The following is a 23,031-nucleotide window of genomic DNA, read 5'->3' as shown; positions in this document are numbered from 1 at the left end:
CGCTGCCCCGCTCGCGTCGGCGGACCACCGACCGGCCGCCGGCCGGAGCCAGGAATGAGGACGTACGGATGTACTTCACCGACCGTGGGATCGAGGAACTGGTCGAGCGCCGGGGCGAGGAGTCGGTCAGCATCGAGTGGCTCGGCGAGCGGCTGCGCGACTTCGTGGACCTGAACCCCGAGTTCGAGACGCCGATCGAGCGGTTCGCCACCTGGCTGGCCCGCCTGGACGACGAGGACGAGGACTGAGCCGCCGCGCGGCCGGAGCGGCCGGGGCCGCCCTGGCGCTGCTGCTCGCCGGCTGCGGCGCCGACCCCGCGCACCAGGCCGCGCCGGGCGGCGACGGCGGGGCCGGGGACGCGGCGGACTACCAGCGCTGGATCCGGGACCTGGCGGCCGGGGTGGCCGGCCGACCGGTCACCGTGGTCCTCGAACCCGGCGCCGTCGCGGACGCCGTGGCCGGCTGCGTACCCGACGTCGCCGGCCGGCTCGCGCTGCTGCGGGACGCGGTGTCGGTGCTGGGCAGCACCGGCAGCGCCCGGGTGTACCTCGACGCCGGACACCCCGGCTGGATCGCCGACGTCGACCGGCTCGCCGCGGCGCTGCGCCGCGCCGGGATCGCCGACGCGGCCGGCTTCGCCCTGAACGTGGCGAACTTCGTCGGCACCGAGGAGAACGTCCGCTACGGTCACCGGCTCTCCGACGCGCTCGGCGGGGCGACCCGGTTCGTCGTCGACACCAGCCGCAACGGCAACGGCCCGCACCCGGCCCCCACGGTGGACGGCGCGCCGAGTTGGTGCAACCCGCCCGGGCGGACGCTGGGCGAGGAGCCGGCGGCCGACCCCGGCCCGGACCGGGTGGACGCCCTGCTCTGGGTCAAGTACCCGGGCGAGTCCGACGGCGCCTGCCGCCCCGGGGAGCCGGACAGCGGCGTCTGGTGGCCCGAGTACGCCCTCGACCTGGCCCGCCGCGCCCGCTGACCGTCAGCCGGTGCCGGCGCGGGCGGTCGGGCGCAGGCCGGTGCGGCGCAGCTTCTGCCAGCCCAGCCGGCCGCCGGTCAGCGCGGTGACCACCGACTGGATCATCACCAGGTACATCAACTGCCGGTAGACGAACTGCTGCAACGGCAGCACCCAGAGCACGCCCAGCCTCTCCCGGTCCAGCCGGAACGCCACCACCGCGGTGAGGAACTGCACCGCCAGCATGGCCAGCCAGGCCACCACCGTCGCGGTCCGGTCGAGGAAGAACAGGCCGTACAGGGCGAGCAGGTCGATCATCGGCGCCAGTAGCGGCAGCAGCACCCCGAACAGGCTCAGGAACAGCAGGCAGCGGCGGCTGAACCGGCCGGACGCGCCGTGGTCGAGCAGCGAGCGGCGGTGCTTCCACATCGCCTGCATGGTGCCGTAGCTCCACCGGTAGCGCTGCTTCCACAACTGTCCCATCGTCGCCGGCGCCTCGGTCCACGCCCGGGCCGTCTCCTCGTACACCACCTTCCAGCCGGCCCGGCCCAGGGCCATGGTGATGTCGGTGTCCTCGGCCAGGGTGTCGTCGGTCAGCCCGCCCGCGTACCCGAGGGCCTGCCGGCGGAAGCCGCCGATCGCGCCGGGCACGGTCGACATGCACCGCAGGGTCTCGTAGAGGCGGCGGTCGAGGTTGAACCCGATGACGTACTCGATGTGCTGCCACTTGGCGATCAGGCTGTCCCGGTTGCCCACCTTGACGTTGCCGGCGACCGCGCCCACCTGCGGGTCGGCGAACGGCTGGACCAGCCGGCGCACGGCGTCCGGCTCGAAGACGGTGTCGCCGTCGACCAGCACCAGCAGCTCGTGGCGGGCCAGCGCCACGCCGGTGTTGAGCGCGCTCGGCTTGCCGCCGTTCGGCTTGCGGACGACCCGGACGTTCGGCAGGCCGAGCCCCTCGGCGATGTCGGCGGTCCCGTCCGTCGAACCGTCGTCGACCACGACGACCTCGATCCCCCCGGGGTGGTCGCCGGTGGCCAGCGACCGGACCGCCGCGGCGATCCCCTCCTTCTCGTTGTACGCGGGGACGATCACCGACACCGGCTCGGTCACCGGCGGCCCCCAGGCCCAGTCCCGGGCCCGGCGGCGCCGGGCGTGCCGCCCGGCGAGCAGGAACAGCAGGACGGTGCGGCCGACGGTGAGCACGCCGACGAGCACGAAGAGCACGCCGAAGACGGTGAGCGTGCGGTCGGCACCCCGCACCGCCCAGACCAGCATCCGGCCCCGCCACCGGTCCGCCCCGGACGCGGCCGGGTTCCCGGTCACCTGGTGGTCGACCCCGGCCACGGCCAGCGCCAGGTTCAGCCCCTCGGTCGCGGTGGTGAACCGGTAGCCGCGTTCCTTCATCAGCGGGATGAAGCGGTCCAGGGCGGCGACGGTCTGGGCCCGGTCCCCGCCGGCGTCGTGCCACAGGCTGATCGCGCCCGAGTAACCGGTCGGCGTGGCGTTGGCGACCGTGACGTCCACCCCGGGCAGCGCCCAGTCCCGGCTGTCGGTGTCGTTGAGCACGGTGAGGTAGCCCAGCTCGCCGGCCTCGGTGACCAGTGGCCAGTCCCGGTCGTCGATCGCGTCGGCGTGCGAGGAGTACGGGAACCGGATCAGCGAGGACCGGACCCCGGCCGCGCCGGCGAGCACGAGCTGGGTCTGGGCGTACTCCAGGCGGCGCCGCCAGCCGGGCAGCGTGGTCAGGTCGGGGTGGGTGAAGGTGTGCACGCCGACCTCGTGCCCTCCGGCGACCAGCTCCCGGACCAGCCCGGGGTGCCGGGCGGCCTGCGACCCGACCACGAAGAAGGTGCCCTTCACCTGGTGGGCGTCGAGGACCCGCAGCACCTCGCGGGTCCACGTCGGGTCGGGACCGTCGTCGAAGGTGAGCGCGACGGTGCGCGGGGGCAGCCGGTAGGAGCGGTGCTGGCCGCCGGCGGCGTTGATGACCGGGCCGCCGTTGACCACCTCGGCGGGCACCCGGTCCTGGCCGTCGTCGTGCTGCGCGCGGTCGGGGACGAAGGCGGCGTTCGCGTACGCCCCGACGAAGAGCACGCCGGCCAGGACGACGAGCACGACGCCCAGCAGGGCCCAGCTCGGCGGCGGCGCGGTCCGGCGAGCCCGCCGGCTGCGGCGGGCGGGCGGCGGGGGCCGACCGGTGAACGGATTGGCGGCTGTCCGCACGCTACTCGCCCGGTTCCGGGAGGGCCGGCGGGCCGACCGGGGGCGGGGCGGTCGTGGGCGGCGCGGTGCTGGGCCGCACGGTCGTCGGAGGCGCGGTGGCGCTTGGCGGCGACGCGGCGCTCCGGCTGGGACGCGGGCTGCCGGTGCCGGCCGCCGGGGGCGACGGCCGGGACGACGCCGTGGCGGGCGCGCGCCGGGTCGACGTGGCGCGGGTCGGTCCGGAAGCCGGTGTGCCGGGTTTCGCGGTCGTCGGGGCGAGGGCCGGGGCGTCCGGCGGCGCGGGCGCCTCCCAGGGTCGCTGCGTCGACTCGACGAAGGGCAGCACGTTCTCCGGGCGCACCGGCCCCCCGGCGAAGCTCAGCCCGACCAGCGCGGTGTACGCCAGCCCGGCCAGCCCGGCGGCGTACGCGATCCGCCGCAGCCGGGTCCCGCGCCGCCCGCTCGGGTCGACGAAGACCGGCGGCAGGTCGGGAACCGCGGCCAGGACGGTCGTCGGCACGTCGGTCACGGGCGGCAGGACGACCGTCGGACGGTCCGTCACGCAGAGTACGACCGTCGGACCGTCCGTCACGGAGAGTGCGACCGTCGGACCGTCGATCACGGGCCGCACCGCCGTCGGACCGTCCGGCACGGCCCACCCGACGGTCGGCTGCTCGGGCGGGGGCGGGACGGTGGTCCGGCGATCGGTCACGAGTGGCGAGTCTAGGAGGCACGGATCCTGAAGTCCCTGGTCAGCGGCCCGAGTGAGACGAGGATCCCCCAGGTCAGGATGGTGCCAGCGGCGCTGCGGGCGGCGATCTTGTAGCGTGGGTGCGTGGCCCGGAGCGTATATCTGACCAGTGTGGGTTCCGGCGGGGGAAAGTCGACCATCGCGCTCGGCCTCGCCGAGCTCCTCTCCCGACAGGTCGAGCGGATCGGCGCGTTCCGGCCGCTGGTCGCCGGCAAGGGCCCCGACCCGATCCTCGCCCTGCTCACCGACCGCTACCGGATCGACCTGCCGGTGGCCGACCTGCACGGCGCCACCTACCCGCAGGCCACGGAACTGGTCGCCGACGGCCGGCGCGAGGAGCTGATCTCCCGGCTCGTCGCGCGGTACCGGGACGTCGAGCGGCGCTGCCCGGCGATGGTGGTGGTGGGCAGCGACTTCGCCGACGGCGGGGACGGCGCGGGCCCCCGCGAGCTGGCCTTCAACGCCCGGCTGGCCACCGAGTTCGGCAGCGTGGTGGTGCCGGTGATCGACGGCTTCGGGCAGGAGCCGGAGGCGATCGCGGCGGCGGCGCGCGGGGCGTACCACGACCTGGCGGACCTGGGCGCGACGGTGCTGGCGGTGATCGCCAACCGGGTGCCGGGGGAGATGACGCTGCCCGAGCTGCCCGTCCCCGCGTACGCCATCCCGGAGGTGCCCACCGTGTCGGCGCCGACGGTGGCCGAGGTGGCGGCGGCGCTCGGCGCCACCCTGCTGGCCGGCGACGAGGCCGCGCTCGCCCGCGACGTGCTCGACTACGTGGTCGGCGCGGCGCACGTGCCGACGCTGCTGGACCACCTGACCGAGGGCGCGCTGGTGATCACCCCGGGCGACCGGGCGGACCTGCTGGTGGCGGCGAGCGCCGCGCACGTGGCCGGCCAGGTCTCCGTGGCCGGGCTGGTGCTCACCCTCGGCGAGCGGCCCGACCCCCGGGCGATGCGGCTGGTCGAGGGGCTGAACACCGGCCTGGCGGTGCTGTCGGTGCCCAGCGACAGCTACGACACGGTCGAGGCGTCCAGCCGGATCGAGGGCCGGCCCAGCGTCGCGAACCCGCGCAAGGTGGAGGCGGCGCTCGGCGCGTTCGAGGCCTGCGTGGACACCGACGACCTGGCCCGCCGGCTGCGGGTCAGCCGGTCCGAGCGGGTCACCCCGCTGATGTTCGAGTACGACCTGATCGACCGGGCCCGGGCCACCCGCCGCCGCCTGGTGCTGCCGGAGGGGGCGGAGGAGCGGATCCTGCGCGCGGCGGAGATCCTGCTGCGCCGGGGCGTGGCCGACCTGACCCTGCTCGGCCGCACCGACGACGTCGCCCGGCGCACCCGGGAGCTGGGCATCGACATCACCGGCGCGGCCGTGGTCGACCCGGCGACCAGCGAGTGGCGCGACGAGTTCGCCACGGCGTACGCGAAGCTGCGCGCCCACCGGGGCGTCACGCTCGACCTGGCGTACGACGTGGTCGCCCACCCGAACTACTTCGGCACGATGATGGTGCACACCGGGCACGCCGACGGGATGGTGTCCGGGGCCACCCACACCACCGCCGCCACCATCCGCCCCGCCTTCGAGATCATCCGCACGGTGCCCGGGGTCTCGGTGGCGTCCAGCGTCTTCTTCATGCTGCTCGCCGACCGGGTGCTGGTGTACGGCGACTGCGCGGTCAACCCCGACCCGGACGCCGCCCAGCTCGCCGACATCGCCATCTCCTCGGCCGACACCGCCGCCCGGTTCGGCATCGAACCCCGGGTGGCGATGCTGTCGTACTCGACCGGGGACTCCGGGGCGGGGGCGGACGTGGAGAAGGTCGCGGCGGCCACCCGGCTGGTCCGCGAGCGCCGCCCGGAACTGCTGGTGGAGGGCCCGATCCAGTACGACGCGGCGATCGACCCGAAGGTCGCGGCCACCAAGCTGCCCGACAGCGCGGTCGCCGGGCGGGCCACGGTGTTCATCTTCCCGGACCTGAACACGGGCAACAACACGTACAAGGCGGTGCAGCGCTCGGCCGGGGCGGTGGCCGTCGGGCCGGTGATGCAGGGCCTGCGCCGGCCGGTCAACGACCTGTCCCGGGGCGCCACCGTCCCGGACATCGTCAACACCGTCGCGATCACCGCCATCCAGGCCGCCGCCGCCGGGGAGTCGTCATGAGTCGGGTGCTCGTCCTCAACTGCGGTTCGTCGTCGGTCAAGTACCGGCTGTACGACGGCGACGAGGTCCGCGACTCCGGGACGGTGGAGCGGGTCGGCGAGCCGGGGGGCGGCCCGGCCGACCACGAGACGGCGGTCCGGGAGATCCTCGACCGGCTCGACCTGGCCGGGCTCACCGCCGTCGGGCACCGGGTGGTGCACGGCGGGCGGCGCTTCGCCGAGCCGGTGCTGGTCGACGACGCGGTGTTCGCGGCGATCGAGGACCTCGTCCCGCTCGCGCCGCTGCACAACCCGGCGAACCTGGCCGGCATCCGGGTCGCCCGCGAGGCGCTGCCGGGCGTGCCGCAGGTGGCCGTCTTCGACACCGCGTTCCACCACACCCTGCCCGAGGCCGCCGCGACCTACGCGATCGACCGGGACACCGCCGCGCGGTACGACATCCGCCGGTACGGCTTCCACGGCACCTCGCACGCGTACGTCTCGCGGCGCACCGCCGAGCTGCTGTGCCGGCCGTACGAGGAGCTGAACACGATCACCCTGCACCTGGGCAACGGGGCCAGCGCGTGCGCCGTGGCCGGCGGACGTAGCGTGGCCACCTCGATGGGGATGTCCCCGCTGGAGGGCCTGGTGATGGGCACCCGCAGCGGCGACCTCGACCCGACCATCATCTTCCACCTGCGCCGCGAGGGCGGCCTGGGCGTGGACGAGATCGACGACCTGCTCAACCACCGCAGCGGCCTGCTCGGCCTGGCCGGGGTCAACGACATGCGCGAGGTGCTGGCCCGCCGCGACGCCGGGGATCCGGCCGCCACCCTCGCCTTCGCCGTCTACACGCGTCGGATCACCGGGTACGTCGGGGCGTACTACGCCCTGCTCGGGCGTGTCGACGCGGTCACCTTCACCGCCGGGGTGGGCGAGCACGCCGCCGCGGTGCGGACCGCCGCGCTGGCCGGCCTGGAGCGGCTGGGCATCGCCGTCGACCCGGGGCGCAACGCCGGCAGGGGCGACCGGGTGATCTCCCCGGACGGCGCGGAGGTCACCGTCTGCGTGGTCGGCACCGACGAGGAGCGCGAGATCGCCCGGGAGACCCGCGCGGTGGCCGGGGCGACCCGCTGACCCCGCCTCCGGCCCGCTGAGCCCACCAGCACCTCCGCCGACCCCGGCCCACTACGGCCGGTTCGACACGGCCGGCCTGGTGCGGCTCGGCCGGTTCGGTGCGGCCGATCAGGCCAGGGCCAGCCAGGCGACCACGGCCACCAGCACCACCACGGCGACCGCAACGCCGGCGACCAGGGGCGTCCGGGACGCGTCCGGGGCGGTCGGCCCGCCGGCCTCCGGCGCGTGGGCGAACGCCCGGAACTGCTCTGTGTTGCCGCTCGGGTCCACATACTTGTCAGACATGGGCCAGACCATAGCCAAGGCGGCCCGGCCGAACCGTCCCACGCGGGCGAAACGCCGCAGGACCGCCCGTTGGGGGGAGCCGCCCCCAACGGGTGGCTTCGCCGACCGGTCCGGACGGCGGGGCCGCCCCGGGCCCCGGGCCGCCTAGCGTAGGGGCGTGGGGGTACGACGGCTGGTCGCCGTGCTGATGACGGCGCTGCTGGCCGGCTGCGGCCCGGCCACCGCCGCCGCCCCCGGCGGGGAGCCGCCCGCCCGGTCCGCGCCCGCCGGGGCGTACCCGGTCGGGGTGCGGACGTTCACGCTCGACCCGGCGGGCGCGCGCCCGCTGCCGGTGACCGTCTGGTATCCGGCCGGCCCCGGCGGGGTCGCCCGGGGCCGGTTCCCGGTCGTCGTGTTCAGCCACGGGCTGCACAGCCTCCCCGAACTGCACGCCCCGCTGACCACCCGGTGGGCCGCCGCCGGGTTCGTGGTGGCCGCCCCGGCGTACCCGCACACCCGGCGCGGGGCGGTCCGGTTCACCCGGGCGGACGTACGCAACCAGCCGGCCGACGGCTGGCGGCTGATCCGGCACCTGGTCCACCTCGACGCCCGTCGGGGCGACCCGCTCGCCGGACACCTGGACGTCGCCCGGTTCGCCGCGGCCGGGCACTCGGCGGGCGGGTTCACCACCGCCGGGATGCTCACCTCCGGGCACTCCTCCCGGCTGCGGGCCGGTGTCGTGATCGCCGGGGGTGGCCTGGCCGGCGCGTTCGCCGACCCCGCCGCGCCGGTGCTGTTCGTGCACGGCGGCGCCGACCCGGTGGTGCCGGTGACCGTCGGCCGGGCCGCGTACGCCCGCGCGCCCGGCCCGGCCGCCTTCCTCACCGTCACCGGCCAGGGCCACGGCGCGTACCTGATCCCCGGCCACCGGGGCTTCCCCCAGGTCCTGGCCGCCACCACGGACTTCCTCCGCTGGACCCTCTACGGCGACCCCGCCGCCCTCCACCGCCTCCCCACCGCCGCCCGCTCCCCCGGCACCACCACCTGGCTCTCCCGCCTCCCCACCCCCTAGTCGGTGGGGCCGAGCCCACTGCCCGGGTGATTGGCCGTTCGCCTGCCGTCGCGATGCTGGCCGGCGGCCCCGCGCCGCGAGGCACAATCGGATTCATGCCCCGTCGTCGCACCGCTGCCCTGCTGGCCGCCGCCCTGCTCACCGTCGGCGTGGCCGGCTGCTCGGGCGACCCGGGGCCCGCCTGGCGCGCCGCCGCCCCGACGGAGTCGCCGAAGGCGACCGCCCCGGCCCCGCGCGTACCGGCCGGCACCGCGCCGAGCGAGCCCTTCGCGGTCGGGGTACGTCGGCTGGAACTCAACCGGGACGGCGACCGGCCGCTGCCGGTGACGATCTGGTACCCGGCCCGGGGCACGGCCGGCGGCTCGGCGGAGCAGTCCGCGCCGGCGGCGACCGGCCGCTTCCCCGTGGTGATGTTCAGCCACGGCCTGAACGGCCGGCCGGACGACTACGCGACCCTGCTCACCCGCTGGGCGGCGGCCGGCCTGGTGGTGGCCGCGCCGACCTTCCCGCACACCGCGCGGGGCGCCGACGGCAACCCGCTGGACGTGCTCAACCAGCCCGCCGACGTGTCGTACGCGCTGACCCGGGTGCTCGCCCTGGACGCGAAGACGGGCGACCCGCTGCGCGGCCGGCTGGCCACCGACCGGGTGGCCGCGGCGGGGCACTCGGCCGGCGGGGTGACCACGATCGGCCTGTTCACCGCCGGGCGGGACGACCGGCTCGACGCCGGAGTGGTCTTCGCCGGCACCGCCCTGGGGGTGGGCACGGCGTTCGCCGGGGCCGCCGCGCCGCAACTCTTCGTGCACGGCGAGGCCGACGAGGTGGTCGGCTACGCCTCCGGCCGGGCGGCGTACGACCGGGTGCCCTGGCCCAAGGCGATGCTGAGCCTGCCGAAGGGCGACCACGGCCGGGCCCTGCTCACCGACGGCGCGGCCCTGCGGGTGGTCTCGGACACCACCGTCGAGTTCCTCCGTTGGACCCTGTACGGCGACGCGGCGGCCCGGGACCGGCTGCCGGCCGAGGCCACCCGTGGCGGCCTCGCCACCCTCGACGACCGGCTGTAGGCCGAGGCCGGCTCAGGCCGTGTGATCGATGACGATCTTGCCGAAGACGTCGCCCGAGTACAGCCGGGCGAAGGCGTCCGCGACCCGGCTGAACGGCAGCACGCTGTCCACCACCGGACGCACGTCGTGCTCGGCGCAGAACGCCAGCAGCTCGGTCAGCTCGCCCGGGGTGCCCATCGAGGTGCCGATGATCTCCAGTTGCATGGCGAAGACCCGGCGCAGGTTGATCTTCGGCTCGTGCCCGGCGGTCGCCCCGGAGACCACGATCCGGGCCATCGGCGCGGCCGACTTCAGCGAGTGGTCGAAGGTGGCCGCCCCGACCGTCTCGATCACCACGTCGACCCGCTCCGGGAGCCGGGCGCCGGGCGCCAGCGCGGTCGCCCCCAGCTCGGTGATCCGCTCCCGCTTGCCGGGGTCGCGGCTGGTCGCGTACACCCGCTTGCCGAGCGCGACGGCGAGCGCGACGGCCGCCGTCGCGACGCCCCCGCCCGCGCCCTGGACCAACACCGACTCGCCGTCGGAGACCCGGCCCCTGGTGGTGAGCATCCGCCACGCGGTGAGCCACGCGGTGGGCAGGCAGGCGGCGTCCGTCGCGGACACGCCGGCCGGCAGGGGCAGCAGGTTCATCCGGGGTACGGCCACCCGCTCGGCGAGGGTGCCGGGGAAGTGCTCGGAGAGGATGGAGGTCCCGCGCGGGTCGCCCGGGTCGGCGACCAGCGGGTAGACGACCACGTCGCGGCCGTCCGGGTCGGTGCCGACGGCGTCACAGCCGAGGATCATCGGCAGCCGGTCCGCGCCGAGCCCCACGCCGCGCAGCGACCACAGGTCGTGGTGGTTGAGCGAACTGGCCCGCACCTGCACCGTGACCCAGTCGTCCTCGGGGTGGGTCGGCTCGGGGCGCTCGCCGACGGTCAGCGCGGCGAGCGGGTTGTCGGCGTCGAAGCTCGACGCGAAGGCGGCACGCATGATCCGCACCGTAACAAGGACCAGGGGCGTTGCGAAGGGCCTCCTCCCATCCCGAGTGCGACGGGAAGGGGCCCTTCCACCACGCCTCAGGCGCGGGCGACGCCGTCGCGGCGGGCGGCCTCGGCGACGGCCGCGGCCACCGCGGGGGCGACCCGGGGGTCCAGCGGGGACGGCACGATCGCGTCGGCGGTCAGCGCGTCGGCGACCACGCCGGCGATCGCGTCGGCCGCGGCCACCTTCATCCCGTCGGTGATCCGGGTCGCCCGGGCGTCCAGCGCGCCCCGGAACACGCCGGGGAAGGCCAGCACGTTGTTGATCTGGTTGGGGTAGTCGCTGCGGCCGGTGGCGACCACCGCGACGTGCCGGGCGGCCACCTCGGGGTGCACCTCGGGGGTCGGGTTGGCCAGCGCGAAGACGATGCCGCCGGGGGCCATCCCGGCCACCGCCTCCTCCGGGATCTGCCCGCCGGAGACGCCGACCAGCACGTCCGCGCCGCGCAGCGCCTCGGTCACGTCGCCCCGGCGGCCCTCGGCGTTGGTGTCGGCCGCGAGGGCGGCCTTGGTGCCGGTGAGCCCGGTCCGGTGCCGGCCGATGATCCCCTTCGAGTCGCAGACCACCACCCGGGCCGGGTCCACTCCCCCGGCGATCAGCATCCGGGTCACCGCCACGCCGGCCGCGCCCGCGCCGCTGACGGCCACCCGCAGGTCGCCCAGCTTACGGTTGAGCAGGGCAGCCGCGTTGCGCAGCGCGGCGAGCACGACGATCGCGGTGCCGTGCTGGTCGTCGTGGAACACGGGGATGGGCAGCGCCTCGTCGAGCCGGCGCTCCACCTCGAAGCAGCGCGGGGCGCTGATGTCCTCCAGGTTGATCCCGCCGAACGAGGGGGCGAGGGCCTTCACCACCGCGACGATCTCGTCCACGTCCTGGGTGTCCAGGCAGACCGGCACCGCGTCCACGCCGCCGAACTGCTTGAACAGCACCGCCTTGCCCTCCATCACCGGCAGCGCCGCGCGCGGGCCGATGTTGCCCAGCCCGAGTACGGCCGAGCCGTCGGTGACGACCGCGACGGTGTGCCCCGCCCAGGTGTACTCGTCGGCCAGGGCCGGGTCGGCGGCGATCGCCTCGCACACCCGGGCCACCCCGGGGGTATACGCGAGGGAGAGGTCCTCCCGGCTGGTCAGCGGGACGGTGGAGGCGACGGCCATCTTGCCGCCGACGTGCAGTTGGAAGACGGGATCAGCGGGGTCCACAGTGGACGAAGACATGGTGACTCCAGGATCTGTCGAGCAGACGAAGCAGCCGGCGCGGGCGCAGGTGAGGCGACGAGCGGCGGTGGCGCGGTGCGGGGGGTCACCCGGGCACCTGCCGAGCATAGTGTCGCGGGCGTCACCCTGATGTGAGTAGGGTCATACTGGCGGGTAGCTCAGGGGTGACGCAGGCGGCCCGGGCGGGGCCAGTACCGGGCCACCACCCGGCCCTGCACGTCGGCCACGCCGTACACCCGGGAGTCGTCGGTGACCAGGTCGTTGTCGCCGCGTACCCACCAGCCGCCGTCCTGCGGCCGGACGGCGCGCTTGACCACCAGCAGCTCCGGGCGACTGCGGAAGACGGCGACCACGACGTCGCCGGGGTGGACGGGGCGGCCACCCCTGCGGACCAGCACGGCGTCGCCGTGGCGCAGGGTGGGCGCCATCGAGGGACCGGCCACCAGCACGGCGGCGAGCGGCCCACGCAGCCGGTCCACGGCCCGGGAGTGGTCAGGGCGCACCCGGGTTTCACCTCCGCCCCGCCGGGGAGCATGTCCAGGAGTAATGTCGTCTTGGATCATCGCAAACTTCCCATGGAGGATCCCGATGCGACTTCCGCGCATCCTCACGCCGCGCGTCACCGCCAGCGCCCACTGCGACCTGCCGTGCGGTATCTACGACCCGGCCCAGGCCCGGATCGAGGCCGAGTCGGTCAAGGCGATCGCCGAGAAGTACCAGGCGAACACCGACCCCGAGTTCCGCACCCGGGCGCTGATCATCAAGGAGCAGCGCGCCGAGCTGGTCAAGCACCACCTGTGGGTGCTGTGGACGGACTACTTCAAGCCGGCCCACTTCGAGAAGTACCCGAACCTGCACACCCTGTTCAACGAGGCCACCAAGCTGGCCGGCGCCGGCGGCGCCAAGGGCAGCGTGGACCCGGCCAAGGCCGACGAGCTGCTGTCCAAGATCGACGAGATCTCGAAGATCTTCTGGGAGACCAAGCAGGCGTGACCGCCGGCCTCACCCCGACCGTACGGCCGGCACGTTCCGAGGACGTGCCGGCCGTCGTCGCGATGGTGCACGAGCTGGCGGAGTACGAGCGGGCGCCCGACCAGTGCCACCTGAGCGCCGAGCAGCTCGACGCGGCCCTCTTCGGCCCGGCGCCGGCGCTGTTCGGTCACGTGGCGGTGGACGACGCCGACGCCCCGCTCGGCTTCGCGCTCTGGTTCCTCAACTTCTCCACCTGGGCCGGCGGGCACGGCATCTACCTGGAGGACCTGTACGTCCGCCCGGAGGCCCGGGGCAGCGGCGCGGGCCGGCGGCTGCTGGCCACCCTGGCCGCGATCTGCGTGGAGCGGGGCTACCGGCGGCTCGACTGGTCGATGATCGACTGGAACCCGGCCGCCCGGTTCTACGCCACGGTGGGCGCCGCGCCGCTGGCGCAATGGGTGCCGTATCGGCTGACCGGGCCCGCCCTGCACGCCCTCGCGGCGCAGGCGACCGGCGGCGCGGCCGCCCACCCGTCGGCCTGACGGGGTAGAGTCCCCGCCGGGGGGATGAGGCGTGACTCAACTGACCGGCCAGCCAGCGACCGACGACGATGTGGTGCACCTCACCGTGCCCGCCGACGGCGGTTACCTCGGCGTGCTCCGCACCGCCACGGCCGGCCTCGCCGCCCGTCTCCAGTTCGCCCTCGACGAGATCGAGGATCTGCGGATCGCCGTGGACGAGGCGTGCGCCATGCTGCTCGCGATCGCCACCCGGGACGCCGAGCTGGAGTGCCGGTTCACGGTGACCGACGACGCGCTCACCGTCGAGGTGACCGTGCCCACGGTGCGCGGCGCGACGCTGCCCTCCGAGTCGTCCTTCGCCTGGAAGGTGTTGACCGCGCTGACCACGGCCGCCTCGGCGAACGCGGCGAACGGCCGGGCCACCATCTCCCTGCTCACCCGACGCGCCTCCCGCTACTGACTCCCCGCGGTGCGGGGCGGCGGGCCGGCTAGAAGCCGAGGGCCCGGGTGGCCGGCGGGCTGACCAGCAGCGCGGCCACCCCGACGCCGAGCGCCATCAGCGGCAGGCCCAGCCACCCCAGGCCGCCCTGGATCATGTACCAGCCGACCGGCAGCAGCATGAGCTGGAGGACGATCGCCGGGGCGCGGGCCCCGGCCCGGCGCCGACCCAGGGCGCCGCCGAGCCCCCACAGCGCCGCCGCGCCGCCGAGGGCGAACGCGGTCACCAGCAACGCCGACGGCAGGTCGGTCGTGTCGGCGGTGAGGTCGGCCCAGATCAGCCAGCCGGCCACCAGGCCGAGCGCGACCGCCTCCGCCCGGAGCAGCCGGACCGCCCATCGCAGCGCGGTCGGATTCCGGTCCGAGTCGATGGTCACGCGCGACACGATACCCGCGCTGGATCGCGGTACAGTGCCGCCCATGCGGGCCGTCCTGGTCGTCAATCCGAAGGCCACCACCACCAGCGAGCGCAGCCGGGACGTCCTGGTCCGGGCGCTGCGCAGCCAAGTCGACCTGTCGGTGCGGTACACCCGCCGGCGGGGCCACGCCACGGACCTGGCCCGGGAGGCGGCCGAGGAGGGCGTCGACCTGGTGGTCACGCTCGGTGGTGACGGCACGGTGAACGAGGTGGTGAACGGCCTGATGACGGCCGAGCCACCGACGATCCGCACCGGCGGAACACCCGCCGAGCGCCTGCCGGCGCTGGCCACCGTCCCGGGCGGCTCGACGAACGTGTTCGCCCGGGCGCTGGGCCTGCCCCGGGAGTGGCCCGAGGGCACCAGCATGATCCTGGAGGGGCTGCGGCTGGGCCGGTCCCGGACGATCGGGCTGGGCCGGGCCGACGACCGCTACTTCACCTTCTGCGCCGGCTTCGGCATCGACGCGGCGGTCATCCACCGGGTGGAGCAGGCCCGCCGGCGCGGTCGGGTCTCCACCCCGGCGCTGTACCTGCGGTCGACGGTGAACCAGTACTTCCTCCGCTCGGACCGGCGCCACCCCACGATCACGCTGGAGCGGCCCGGGGAGGCCGCCGTGGGCGAGCTGGCCACCGTCATCATCCAGAACACCGCGCCGTGGACGTACCTGGGCGAGCGCGAGATCAACCCGAACCCCGAGGCGTCCTTCGATCTCGGGCTGGACGTGCTGGCGATGCGTCAGCTCCGCGTGGCGAGTACCGCACGCACGGTGACTCAGGCGTTCTCCCGGGACCCGGACCCCCGAGGCCGCCAGGTGTTGCGGCTGCACGACGTGAACGAGTTCACGCTGGTCACGAGCCGTCCGCAGGCCTTCCAGCTCGACGGGGACTATCTCGGCGAGCGGGAGAAAGTTAGATTCGCATCCATTCCCGCCGCACTGAGAGTAATCTGTTAGGTCTCGGGTACAGCCCTTGGTCGAGCGGTCCCCCACACCGCACGACGCGGTGGCCGCCACACCGAGGGCGAGGTGCCGGAAATGTCAGCAATGTCACGCGGACTGTACTATATTGATCCTCGACTGTGGTACACCGGGCAACTGGATCACTCCGGAACCCGGACAAAAGGGTCGTGAGCTTGCTCACCGCCCGGAGTTTTTCCGAGCGCCACCCTTGACATCGCGTGAGTTCGTGAAAGTATTCACAAGCGAACTTGAGTTACCGGGACATTGCCTGGATACGCTCATCATGTTGAGCTGTTCCAGCAGGTCCCAGGGTCACAAGAGCCTGCTCACGCAGCGCCGAATTGATGGACGCGAACCGTCACCATTCGGCGTGCGGACGCATATAGGAAAAGCACCAAAGCAAATCTGCCACCCATCCAGAATGAGGAGTGTTGCCGCCATGGACTGGCGTCACCATGCTGTCTGCCGCGACGAGGACCCGGAGCTGTTCTTCCCGATCGGGACGTCCGGTCCGGCTCTCCTGCAGGTCGAGCAGGCCAAGGCCGTCTGCCGGCGCTGCTCCGTGACCGACCAGTGCCTCCAGTGGGCGCTCGAGTCCGGTCAGGACGCCGGCGTCTGGGGCGGGATGAGCGAGGAGGAGCGGCGCGCTGTCAAGCGGCGCGGCGGCCTCCGGGTGCTGCGCGCTCACTCCGCCTGACCGACACCGCACCACAAGGCATCCACGCCCCGGCAGGGCAACCCCTGCCGGGGCGTTCTGCCGTCCGGGCGGTGGCGGGTGGTCAGGCCGGCCGCTCACCGCGTCGCGGCGTCCACCCGACGCAGCACCAGCGCGGCCAGTTCCGGGGCGTCGGTGAGCGGCCCGGACACCGTCACGGCGCCGGCCGACCGGGCCCCCGCCAGCACGGCGTCGTGGAAGAGGCCGGGGGCCAGGAAGTACGCCGACACGGCCACCCGGCGGTGGCCCGCCGCGCGCAGTCGGGCCACCGCCGCGCCCGTGCGCGGTGGGGCGGCCGAGGCGTACGACACCCGGCAGGGCACCCCGAGGTCGGCGCCGAGCGCCGCCGCGACCCGCCCCACCGAGCCGCGCGCCCGGTGGTCCCGGGTGCCCGCCGCCGCCAGTACCAGCGCGTCGAACCGGCCCGGCTCCGCCTCGGCCAGCCGGCGTCGCAGCCCGGCCAGCAGCGCGGCGTCGACCACGCCGTCGGCGGGACCGAGCACGTCGGAGACGCGTACGTCGATCGGCGGACCCGACTCCCGGGCCGCCGCGACCGCCGCCGGGACGTCGACCCGCCGGTGGTACGCGGCGGTGAGCAGCAGCGGCACCAGCACCGCCCGGGGGTGGCCGGCCGCCGCGAGCGACCGCAGCACCGCAGTCGGCCCGGGCTCGGTGTGGTCCAGCCAGCTCGCCGCCACGGTCATGCCGGGACGGGCTGCGGCGACCGCCCGGGCCAGCGCCAGGGTCGCCTCGGCAGCCCGGGGCTCCCGGCTGCCGTGCGCGACCAGGACCACCGGGTCCGGGGCCGCAGGCGACGCGCCCGCGACCCCGACGACAGTCAGACGTGCAGGCCGCACTCGGTCTTCTCGAACATCGCCCACCGCCCGGCCCGGGGGTCCTCCCCCGCCTTGGTCCGGCGGGTGCACGGCCAGCAGCCGATCGAGCCGTAGCCGCGCTTGAACAGCTCGTTGACCGGGATGTCGTGGCGGGCGATGTAGGCGTCCACGTCCGCCTGGCTCCAGGCGGCGATCGGGTTGACCTTCACCTTGCCGCGCCGGGCGTCGAAGGTCACCACCGGCGTGTTGGCCCGGGTCGGCGACTCGTCGCGGCGCAGGCCGGCGGCCCAGGCGTCGTAGCCGGTCAGCGCCCGCTCCAGCGGCTCGACCTTGCGGAGCTGGCAGCAGTCGTCCGGGGAGCGGTTGAACAGCCGGGGGCCGTACTCGCCGTCCTGCTGGCCCACGGTGAGCCGCGGACGGATCGAGCGGACGTTGACGGGCAGCCGCCGGGCCACCTCGTCGCGGACCCGCAGCGTCTCCGGGAAGTGCAGGCCGGTGTCGAGGAAGACCACGTCCACCCCGGGGGCGACCCGGGAGACCAGGTGGGCCAGGACGGCGTCGGCCATCGAGCTGGTCACGCAGAACCGGTCGCCGAAGGTCTCGGCCGCCCAGCGGGCGATCTCCGGTGCCGGCGCGCCCTCCAGCTCCCGCCCGGCCCGCTCGGCCAGCGCGCGCAGTTCCTCCGGGCCGCGCCGGGCCGGGTCGGCGGGCGCCGGGCCGCCGAGCCCGACCAGCCCGAGGCCCGCCGCGGAAACGACGTTCATCGGGTCACCGCCCGGCCGAGCAGTCCGGCCAACCGCACCGTGAAGACCCGGGCGCAGGCGTGGCACTCCCAGGCGCCGTGGCCGGCCTCGTTCGGCCGCAGGTTCTCCTCGCCGCAGTACGGGCAGTACAGCGGCACCGACCGGGTCTCACTCATCGCGACACCTCGCTTCGCTCGCTCATCTGAGTTCCTCCTCGTCGACCCTGATCACCCAGTTGGCGAACGTCTCGCCCGCGGCCCGGCCGGCCAGGTAGCGGCGGGCCAGCCGCTCCACGTACTCGGGAAGCTCGTCGGCGGTGGTCTTCAGGCCGCGCAGCTTGCGGCCGAAGCCGGCGGTCTGCCCCTGCGCCATGCCCAGGCCGCCGCCCAGGTGCACCTGGAAGCCCTCCACCTGGCGGCCGTCCGGGCCGACCACGAGCTGGCCCTTGAGGCCGATGTCGGCGACCTGGGTGCGGGCGCAGGCGTTCGGGCAGCCGTTGATGTGGATGGAGATGTCCGCGTCGAAGTCGCGCAGCCGCTCCTCCAGCCGGGCCACCAGTTCCTCGCCACGTGCCTTGGTCTCGACGATGGCGAGCTTGCAGTACTCGATCCCGGTGCACGCCATGGTGCCGCGCCGCCAGGCCGACGGCCGGGCCTCCAGGCCGATCCCGCGCAGCGCCGCCACCAGCGAGTCGGTCCGCTCCGCCGGCACGTCCAGCACCAGCAGCTTCTGGTACGGGGTGAGCCGCACCCGGTCGCTGCCGTGCGCCTCGACCACGTCGGCCAGCCGGGCGAGCTGGGGGCCGGAGACCCGGCCGACCACCGGGGCGGCCCCGACGTAGTGACGCCCGTCGCGCTGCGGGTGCACCCCGATGTGGTCGACCGGCCGCTCGGGCAGCTCGGGGGCGGGACCGTCGAGCAGCGTGCGACCCAGGTACTCCTTCTCCAGCACCTCGCGGAAGCGCTCCACGCCCCAGTCGGCGACCAGGAACTTCAGCCGGGCCCGGTTGCGCAGCCGGCGGTAGCCGTAGTCGCGGAAGATGCCCACCACGCCGGCCCAGACGTCCGGCACCTCGGCCAGCGGCACCCAGACGCCGAGCCGCTTGGCCAGCATCGGGTTCGTGGACAGGCCGCCGCCGACCCAGACGTCGAAGCCGGGGCCGTGCTCGGGGTGGTCGACGCCGAGCAACGCGATGTCGTTCGCCTCGTACGGGGTGTCCACCAGCCAGGACATCGACGTCTTGAACTTGCGCGGCAGGTTGGAGTACCGCTTGTCGCCGACGTACCGCCGGACGATCTCGTCGATCGCCGGGGTCGGGTCGAGCAGCTCGGCCTCGGCCACCCCGGCGACCGGGCTGCCGAGCACGATGCGTGGGCAGTCGCCGCACGCCTCGGTGGTCTGCAGGCCGACCGCCTCCAGCCGGCGCCAGATCTCCGGCATGTCCTCGACCCGGATCCAGTGGAACTGGACGTTCTGCCGGTCGGTGATATCGGCGGTGTCCCGGGCGAACTCCCGGGAGATGTCGGCGATGACCCGGAGCTGGGCCAGGTTGAGCTGCCCGCCGTCGATCCGGACCCGGAGCATGAAGAACTCGTCCTCCAGCTCGTGCGGCTCCAGCACGGCGGTGCGCCCGCCGTCGATGCCCGCCTTGCGCTGGGTGTACAGCCCCCACCAGCGGAACCGGCCGCGCAGGTCCTGGGGGTCGATCGAGGCGAAGCCCCGGTGGGCGTAGATGTTCTCGATCCGGGCCCGGACGTTCAGCGGGTCGTCGTCCTTCTTAATCCGCTCGTTGGGGTTGAGCGGCTCGCGGTGGCCGAGCGCCCACTGCCCCTCCCCGCGTGGGCGGCGGGGGGCCCGGGCGGCGGGTGCCGTGGGTGCGTCGGGCCGGGCGGGGGTGCTGCTGACCGCCATCGCGGCGTCCTCCGTTGTCTGCTGTGCCTCAGAGCGCGGGCGCGCGGCCGGCCCGTGGGACGGGCCATGGACGGCAGTGTCGGACGGCCGGCGCGGGAACGCGCCCGAGACGAGTGGGTCGGGCGTCGTCAGTGGGCCGGACAGATGGCGCTGCGCACGCGGCCGTAGTCGACGTGGCGACGGGCCACGAGGCGACGGACGACAGCGGCAAGCATGCGGCCATGCTCCCACACCCCGGGGGGGCCCGACCAATGACAGCGTGGGTGATCCCACATCACGGGCCGCCGATGCGAGCGAAGGGCAAGATCGCCCTCGATCAGGGAAACTGTCCCCTCCCCGTCGCGCCCGGGGCACTGTCCCCGGGTTCGAGCGCGATGTCCGCTGGGCCGCCCCGGGGCGGCCGGCGCTGTGGAAGGCTCGGCACCGTGGACGAATCGCCCCCGATGCGGCAATTGCCGGGGTGGCTCGGCCCGGTCTGGGCGTGGCCGGCGCTGGTGACCCTGGCGGTGACCGGCGCGGGGGTGGGCGCCGCCCAGCCGTGGCGGGACGAACTGGCCACCTGGAGCGCGGCCACCCGCCCGCTGGGCGACCTGGCCCGGATGGCCGGCGTCATCGACGCGGCGAGCTGGCCGTACTACCTGCTCCTGCACGGCTGGGTGGCGGCGTTCGGCGACTCCCCCACGGCGCTGCGGCTGCCGTCGGTGCTGGCCGCGGCCGGTACGGCCGGGCTGACCGCCGCCCTCGGGGGCCGGCTGTTCGGCCAGCGGGCGGGGCTGCTGGGCGGGCTGCTGTTCGCGGTCCTGCCCGGCAGCTCCCGGTACGCCCAGGAGGCCCGCCCGTACGCGTTCGTCGCCCTGTTCGCGGTGCTGGCCACGCTGCTGCTGGTCCGGGCGCTGGACCGGCCGGGATGGCGCTCATGGGCCGGGTACGCCGCCGCCGTCGCCGGGCTCGGCCTGGCCCACCTGGTCGCCATCACCCTGCTCGCCGCCCACGCGGCGACCGCGCCGTGCGCCCGCCGGGCCGCCGCCCCGCCCCCGGTCGGGGCGCCACGGGCCGTCCCGGGGCGCGCCCGGCCGCCGTGGGGCTGGCTGGCCGCGGTGCTGGCCGCGCTGGTGGTGCTGGCCCCGCTGGTGGTGCTGGCGGTCGGCCAGCGGGGCCGGCAGCTCGACTGGGTCGACCGCGCCCGCCCGGCCGACCTGGCCGCCCTGCCGGGCGCGCTGGCCCAGAGCGGCGCGGTGGGCGGGCTGCTGCTGGGGCTCGCCGCGCTCGGGGCCGCCCGGTGGGGCCGGCGCGCCCTGCTCCCCGCCGCGTGCGTGGCGCTGCCGGTGCTGCTGGTGTTCCTGGCCGGGCTGGCCGGGCCGCTCTGGGTGCCGCGCTACCTGTTCTTCACCGTCCCGTTCGCCTGCGTCCTGGCCGGCGCGGCGCTGGGCGCGGGGGCGGCTCGCCCTGCGGCGCCGGTGCCGGCGGGCGCCGGGGTGGCGCTGCCGGCGGCGCTGGCCGTGGTGCTCCTCGCCGGCCTGCTCGGCCTGCCCGACCAGGCCGCGCTGCGGCGCAGCCACGAGTGGCCGCGCGACGCGCTGGTCGACTACCGGGGAGCGGCCCGGGTCGTCGACGAGGGACGCCGGGCCGGGGACGTGATCGTCTTCGCCCCCCGGAACGGCTGGCTCTTCCTCGACCTCGGCGTCCGCTACCACCTCGGCGACCGGCAGCCCCGCGACGCCCTGGTCGTCCGGGACCGGAACGCGCGCGGGGACTACTGGGCCGACGAGTGCCCACGCCCGGCCGAGTGCCTGGCCGGGGTCGACCGGGTCTGGCTGGTGGTCGCCGGCCGGCGCGCGGACCCGGTCGGCGCGGTGCCCGGCGCGACCGGGGACGCGCTGCGCGACGGCTTCACCGTCGAGCGGATCCGCCCGCGCCCGGGCCTGACCGTGGCGCTGCTCACCCGCTGACGGCGGCCCGCCGGTCAGGGGCGGACCAGGGGGACCACCAGCACCGCCTCGGTGCCGCCCCCGGCGCCGTTGCGCAACTCGATGGTGCCGCGCAGCTCCCCGGTCACCAGCGCCCGGACGATCTGGAGGCCGAGCCGGCTGCCGCGCTCGGTGTCGAACTCGGCCGGCAGGCCGCGCCCGTTGTCGGCGACGGTGACGTGCAGCTGCTTGCGGAACCGGTGCGCCGAGACGACCACCAGCGGCGCGGCCACCGGGCGGGGCTCCGTGGCGACCGGCAGGACGGGGCCCGCCTCCGGTCGCGCGGCCCCGCCCGCCGCCGGGGAGGCAACCCCCGGCGCCACAACCGCCCCCGGCGCCCCAACCGCCGCCGGGGTCCCGGCCAGCGGGGCGGGCCCGGTCGCCGGGGCCTCCGCGGCCGGCGGGAAGCCGTGCTCGACCGCGTTGAGCAGCAGCTCGTTGAGGGCCATGACCAGCGAGGTGGCGATCTCGGCGGGCAGCACCCCGAAGCTGCCCCGGCGGCGCATCCCGACGGTCTGCTCGGTCGCGGCGACCTCGGTCGCCGCACTGGCCACCCGGTCGACGATGCCGTCGAACTCGACCGCCTCGTCGCTGGACATGGAGAGCGTCTCGTGCACCAGGGCGATGGAGGCGACCCGGCGTACCGACTCCTCCAGCGCGACCCGGGCCTCCGGCATGGCGACCCGGCGGGCCTGGAGACGCAGCAGCGCGGCGACGGTCTGGAGGTTGTTCTTCACCCGGTGGTGGATCTCCCGGATGGTGGCGTCCTTGGTGATCAGGGCACGGTCGCGGCGGCGTACCTCGGTGATGTCGCGGACCAGGACCAGCGCGCCGATCGGCACCCCGGCGGGCATCAGCGGCAGCGCCCGGGTGAGCATGGTCGCGCCCCGGGCGTCGATCTCCCGCCGGGGCGGCGCCTCGCCGCGCAGCGCCGCCAGGATGGCGTTGCCGGCGTCGGTGCCCTCCAGCGGGTCGCCGGCCAGCCGGCGGTGCAGCTTGGCCAGGTCCTCCCCCACGAGGTGCGAGGCGTAGCCGAGGCGCCGGTACGCGGACTGGGCGTTCGGGCTGGCGTAGGTGACCTTGCCGTTGGCGTCCAGCCGGACCAGGCCGTCGCCGACCCGGGGCGCGGAGGTGGTCTCCCCGGGATGCCGGGGCGGCGGAAACGTGCCGTCGGCGATCATCTGGGCCAGGTCGTCGGCGGTGGTGAGGTAGTTCAGTTCGAGCTGGCTGGGCGTGCGGGCGGTGGACAGGTTGGTGTCCCGGCCGACCACCGCGATCACCTCACCGGCCTCCCCGTCGGCGCTACGCAGCCGGACCGGGATCGCCTCGTGCCGGGCCGGCACGTCGCCGTACCAGACCGGGTCGCCCTCCCGCCAGATCCGGCCCTGCCCGTACGCGACGTCCAGGTGGGCCACCTCCGGCCCGCCGACGATCCGCCCCACCTGGTCGTCCTGGTAGGCGGTGGGGGCGGTCGTCGGGCGGACCTGGGCCACGCAGAGGAAGCTGCCCTCGCCGTCCACCGGCACCCAGAGCAGCAGGTCGGCGAAGGACAGGTCGGACAGCAGCTGCCAGTCTCCGGCGATCCGGTGCAGGTGGTCGATGTCGGCGGGGCGGAGCTGGGTGTGCTCCTCGGCGAGGTCGCGCAGCGTGGACACGCTGACCAGCGTGCCACGC

The 23,031-nt window shown here is 75.3% G+C and carries 23 protein-coding genes and 2 pseudogenes; 12 read left to right on the top strand and 13 right to left on the bottom strand.

The genetic code is table 11. The annotated features are described in order from the left end of the window. Window positions 1-68: 68 nt before the first annotated feature. Together OOK41_RS07885 and OOK41_RS07880 are read left to right on the top strand one after the other, a co-directional pair. Entirely contained in the window at window positions 69-248 is a 180-nt protein-coding gene (locus OOK41_RS07885; protein WP_117665391.1) for a DUF6104 family protein, read from the top strand. After that, window positions 212-979: a glycoside hydrolase family 6 protein gene (locus OOK41_RS07880; protein ID WP_266267750.1), complete on the top strand. Its 768-nt coding sequence runs from the start codon at window positions 212-214 to the stop codon at window positions 977-979. The genes OOK41_RS07885 and OOK41_RS07880 overlap by 37 nt, the downstream gene beginning before the upstream one ends. Before the next feature lie 3 nt (window positions 980-982). Here OOK41_RS07880 and OOK41_RS07875 read toward each other — a convergent pair whose 3' ends face one another. Together OOK41_RS07875 and OOK41_RS07870 are read right to left on the bottom strand one after the other, a co-directional pair. Continuing rightward, window positions 983-3,184: a bifunctional polysaccharide deacetylase/glycosyltransferase family 2 protein gene (locus tag OOK41_RS07875; protein WP_266263609.1), complete on the bottom strand. Its 2,202-nt coding sequence runs from the start codon at window positions 3,182-3,184 to the stop codon at window positions 983-985. 1 nt (window position 3,185) lies between these two features. After that, window positions 3,186-3,875, bottom strand: a complete 690-nt coding sequence (locus tag OOK41_RS07870) for a hypothetical protein (protein ID WP_266263608.1) — start codon at window positions 3,873-3,875, stop codon at window positions 3,186-3,188. A gap of 123 nt (window positions 3,876-3,998) precedes the next feature. On the opposite strand from OOK41_RS07870, the gene pta reads away from it, so the two are divergent. Continuing rightward, the gene (pta, locus tag OOK41_RS07865) at window positions 3,999-6,071 is read left to right on the top strand and encodes a phosphate acetyltransferase (protein ID WP_266263607.1); all 2,073 of its coding nucleotides are present in this window, start codon (window positions 3,999-4,001) and stop codon (window positions 6,069-6,071) included. After that, complete coding sequence (locus OOK41_RS07860) at window positions 6,068-7,186, top strand: acetate/propionate family kinase (RefSeq protein WP_266263605.1); 1,119 nt, start codon at window positions 6,068-6,070, stop codon at window positions 7,184-7,186. The genes pta and OOK41_RS07860 overlap by 4 nt, the downstream gene beginning before the upstream one ends. A gap of 108 nt (window positions 7,187-7,294) precedes the next feature. On the opposite strand, the gene OOK41_RS07855 is transcribed toward OOK41_RS07860, so the two are convergent. Further along, entirely contained in the window at window positions 7,295-7,471 is a 177-nt protein-coding gene (locus OOK41_RS07855; protein ID WP_165878023.1) for a hypothetical protein, read from the bottom strand. 157 nt (window positions 7,472-7,628) lie between these two features. Here OOK41_RS07855 and OOK41_RS07850 point away from each other — a divergent pair, with 157 nt between their 5' ends. Then, window positions 7,629-8,522 (top strand): alpha/beta hydrolase, encoded by an 894-nt coding sequence (locus tag OOK41_RS07850; protein ID WP_266263603.1) that lies wholly within the window; start codon window positions 7,629-7,631, stop codon window positions 8,520-8,522. A gap of 95 nt (window positions 8,523-8,617) precedes the next feature. Next, window positions 8,618-9,586: a chlorophyllase gene (locus tag OOK41_RS07845; protein ID WP_117665381.1), complete on the top strand. Its 969-nt coding sequence runs from the start codon at window positions 8,618-8,620 to the stop codon at window positions 9,584-9,586. A gap of 12 nt (window positions 9,587-9,598) precedes the next feature. Here OOK41_RS07845 and OOK41_RS07840 read toward each other — a convergent pair whose 3' ends face one another. From OOK41_RS07840 to OOK41_RS07830, 3 genes are all read right to left on the bottom strand, one after another. Further along, window positions 9,599-10,561, bottom strand: a complete 963-nt coding sequence (locus OOK41_RS07840) for a zinc-binding dehydrogenase (protein WP_207892598.1) — start codon at window positions 10,559-10,561, stop codon at window positions 9,599-9,601. A gap of 77 nt (window positions 10,562-10,638) precedes the next feature. Continuing rightward, window positions 10,639-11,817 (bottom strand): NADP-dependent malic enzyme, encoded by a 1,179-nt coding sequence (locus OOK41_RS07835; RefSeq protein WP_117665379.1) that lies wholly within the window; start codon window positions 11,815-11,817, stop codon window positions 10,639-10,641. 158 nt (window positions 11,818-11,975) lie between these two features. Continuing rightward, window positions 11,976-12,320, bottom strand: a complete 345-nt coding sequence (locus tag OOK41_RS07830; protein ID WP_266263601.1) for a S24/S26 family peptidase — start codon at window positions 12,318-12,320, stop codon at window positions 11,976-11,978. Window positions 12,321-12,405: 85 nt separating this feature from the next. Between OOK41_RS07830 and sodN the strand changes: the two genes are divergently transcribed. The 3 genes from sodN to OOK41_RS07815 are packed head-to-tail and all read left to right on the top strand — an operon-like array spanning window position 12,406 to window position 13,770. Beyond that, entirely contained in the window at window positions 12,406-12,810 is a 405-nt protein-coding gene (gene sodN / locus OOK41_RS07825) for a superoxide dismutase, Ni (protein WP_117665375.1), read from the top strand. Further along, on the top strand, window positions 12,807-13,331 hold the full coding sequence (locus tag OOK41_RS07820; RefSeq protein WP_243639105.1) for a GNAT family N-acetyltransferase: 525 nt from the start codon (window positions 12,807-12,809) through the stop codon (window positions 13,329-13,331). Before sodN ends, OOK41_RS07820 begins: the two co-directional genes overlap by 4 nt. 31 nt (window positions 13,332-13,362) lie before the next feature. Next, entirely contained in the window at window positions 13,363-13,770 is a 408-nt protein-coding gene (locus OOK41_RS07815; protein ID WP_117665373.1) for an ATP-binding protein, read from the top strand. Window positions 13,771-13,798: 28 nt separating this feature from the next. Here OOK41_RS07815 and OOK41_RS07810 read toward each other — a convergent pair whose 3' ends face one another. Beyond that, complete coding sequence (locus tag OOK41_RS07810) at window positions 13,799-14,185, bottom strand: hypothetical protein (protein ID WP_117665371.1); 387 nt, start codon at window positions 14,183-14,185, stop codon at window positions 13,799-13,801. Between the two features lie 43 nt (window positions 14,186-14,228). Here OOK41_RS07810 and OOK41_RS07805 point away from each other — a divergent pair, with 43 nt between their 5' ends. After that, window positions 14,229-15,179, top strand: coding sequence for a diacylglycerol kinase family protein (locus OOK41_RS07805; protein WP_266263597.1), 951 nt, complete (start codon window positions 14,229-14,231; stop codon window positions 15,177-15,179). 445 nt (window positions 15,180-15,624) lie between these two features. Next, window positions 15,625-15,882 carry a WhiB family transcriptional regulator gene (locus OOK41_RS07800; RefSeq protein WP_007072794.1) on the top strand — a complete coding sequence of 86 codons (258 nt, stop codon included), beginning with the start codon at window positions 15,625-15,627 and terminating at the stop codon, window positions 15,880-15,882. A 95-nt stretch (window positions 15,883-15,977) separates the two neighbouring features. Here OOK41_RS07800 and OOK41_RS07795 read toward each other — a convergent pair whose 3' ends face one another. Genes OOK41_RS07795 through OOK41_RS07780 form a run of 4 tightly spaced genes read right to left on the bottom strand, consistent with a single transcriptional unit; the run spans window position 15,978 to window position 19,390 of the window. Next, on the bottom strand, window positions 15,978-16,757 hold the full coding sequence (locus OOK41_RS07795) for a sirohydrochlorin chelatase (RefSeq protein ID WP_117665367.1): 780 nt from the start codon (window positions 16,755-16,757) through the stop codon (window positions 15,978-15,980). Then, the gene (locus OOK41_RS07790) at window positions 16,739-17,500 is read right to left on the bottom strand and encodes a phosphoadenylyl-sulfate reductase (RefSeq protein WP_117665365.1); all 762 of its coding nucleotides are present in this window, start codon (window positions 17,498-17,500) and stop codon (window positions 16,739-16,741) included. The genes OOK41_RS07795 and OOK41_RS07790 overlap by 19 nt, the downstream gene beginning before the upstream one ends. Continuing rightward, a complete protein-coding gene (locus tag OOK41_RS07785) occupies window positions 17,497-17,655 on the bottom strand; it encodes a hypothetical protein (RefSeq protein ID WP_266263584.1) in 159 nt (52 codons plus the stop codon). Before OOK41_RS07785 ends, OOK41_RS07790 begins: the two co-directional genes overlap by 4 nt. 22 nt (window positions 17,656-17,677) lie before the next feature. Beyond that, the gene (locus OOK41_RS07780) at window positions 17,678-19,390 is read right to left on the bottom strand and encodes a nitrite/sulfite reductase (RefSeq protein ID WP_266263582.1); all 1,713 of its coding nucleotides are present in this window, start codon (window positions 19,388-19,390) and stop codon (window positions 17,678-17,680) included. Between the two features lie 443 nt (window positions 19,391-19,833). On the opposite strand from OOK41_RS07780, the gene OOK41_RS07775 reads away from it, so the two are divergent. Next, a complete protein-coding gene (locus tag OOK41_RS07775) occupies window positions 19,834-21,339 on the top strand; it encodes a glycosyltransferase family 39 protein (RefSeq protein WP_266267749.1) in 1,506 nt (501 codons plus the stop codon). 14 nt (window positions 21,340-21,353) lie between these two features. Here the strand turns inward: OOK41_RS07775 and OOK41_RS31880 are convergent. Both OOK41_RS31880 and OOK41_RS07770 read right to left on the bottom strand, forming a co-directional pair. Further along, a pseudogene (locus OOK41_RS31880) lies at window positions 21,354-21,581 on the bottom strand (ATP-binding protein); the annotation flags it as partial. 177 nt (window positions 21,582-21,758) lie between these two features. After that, window positions 21,759-23,012 (bottom strand): annotated as a pseudogene (locus OOK41_RS07770) (histidine kinase N-terminal domain-containing protein); the annotation flags it as partial. Between the last annotated feature and the right edge of the window lie 19 nt (window positions 23,013-23,031).

This window comes from Micromonospora sp. NBC_01655, from assembly GCF_026339755.1.
GTDB lineage: Bacteria > Actinomycetota > Actinomycetes > Mycobacteriales > Micromonosporaceae > Micromonospora.
Note: the sequence above shows the minus strand (reverse complement) of the source record. Positions and strands in the feature narration are given on the sequence as shown.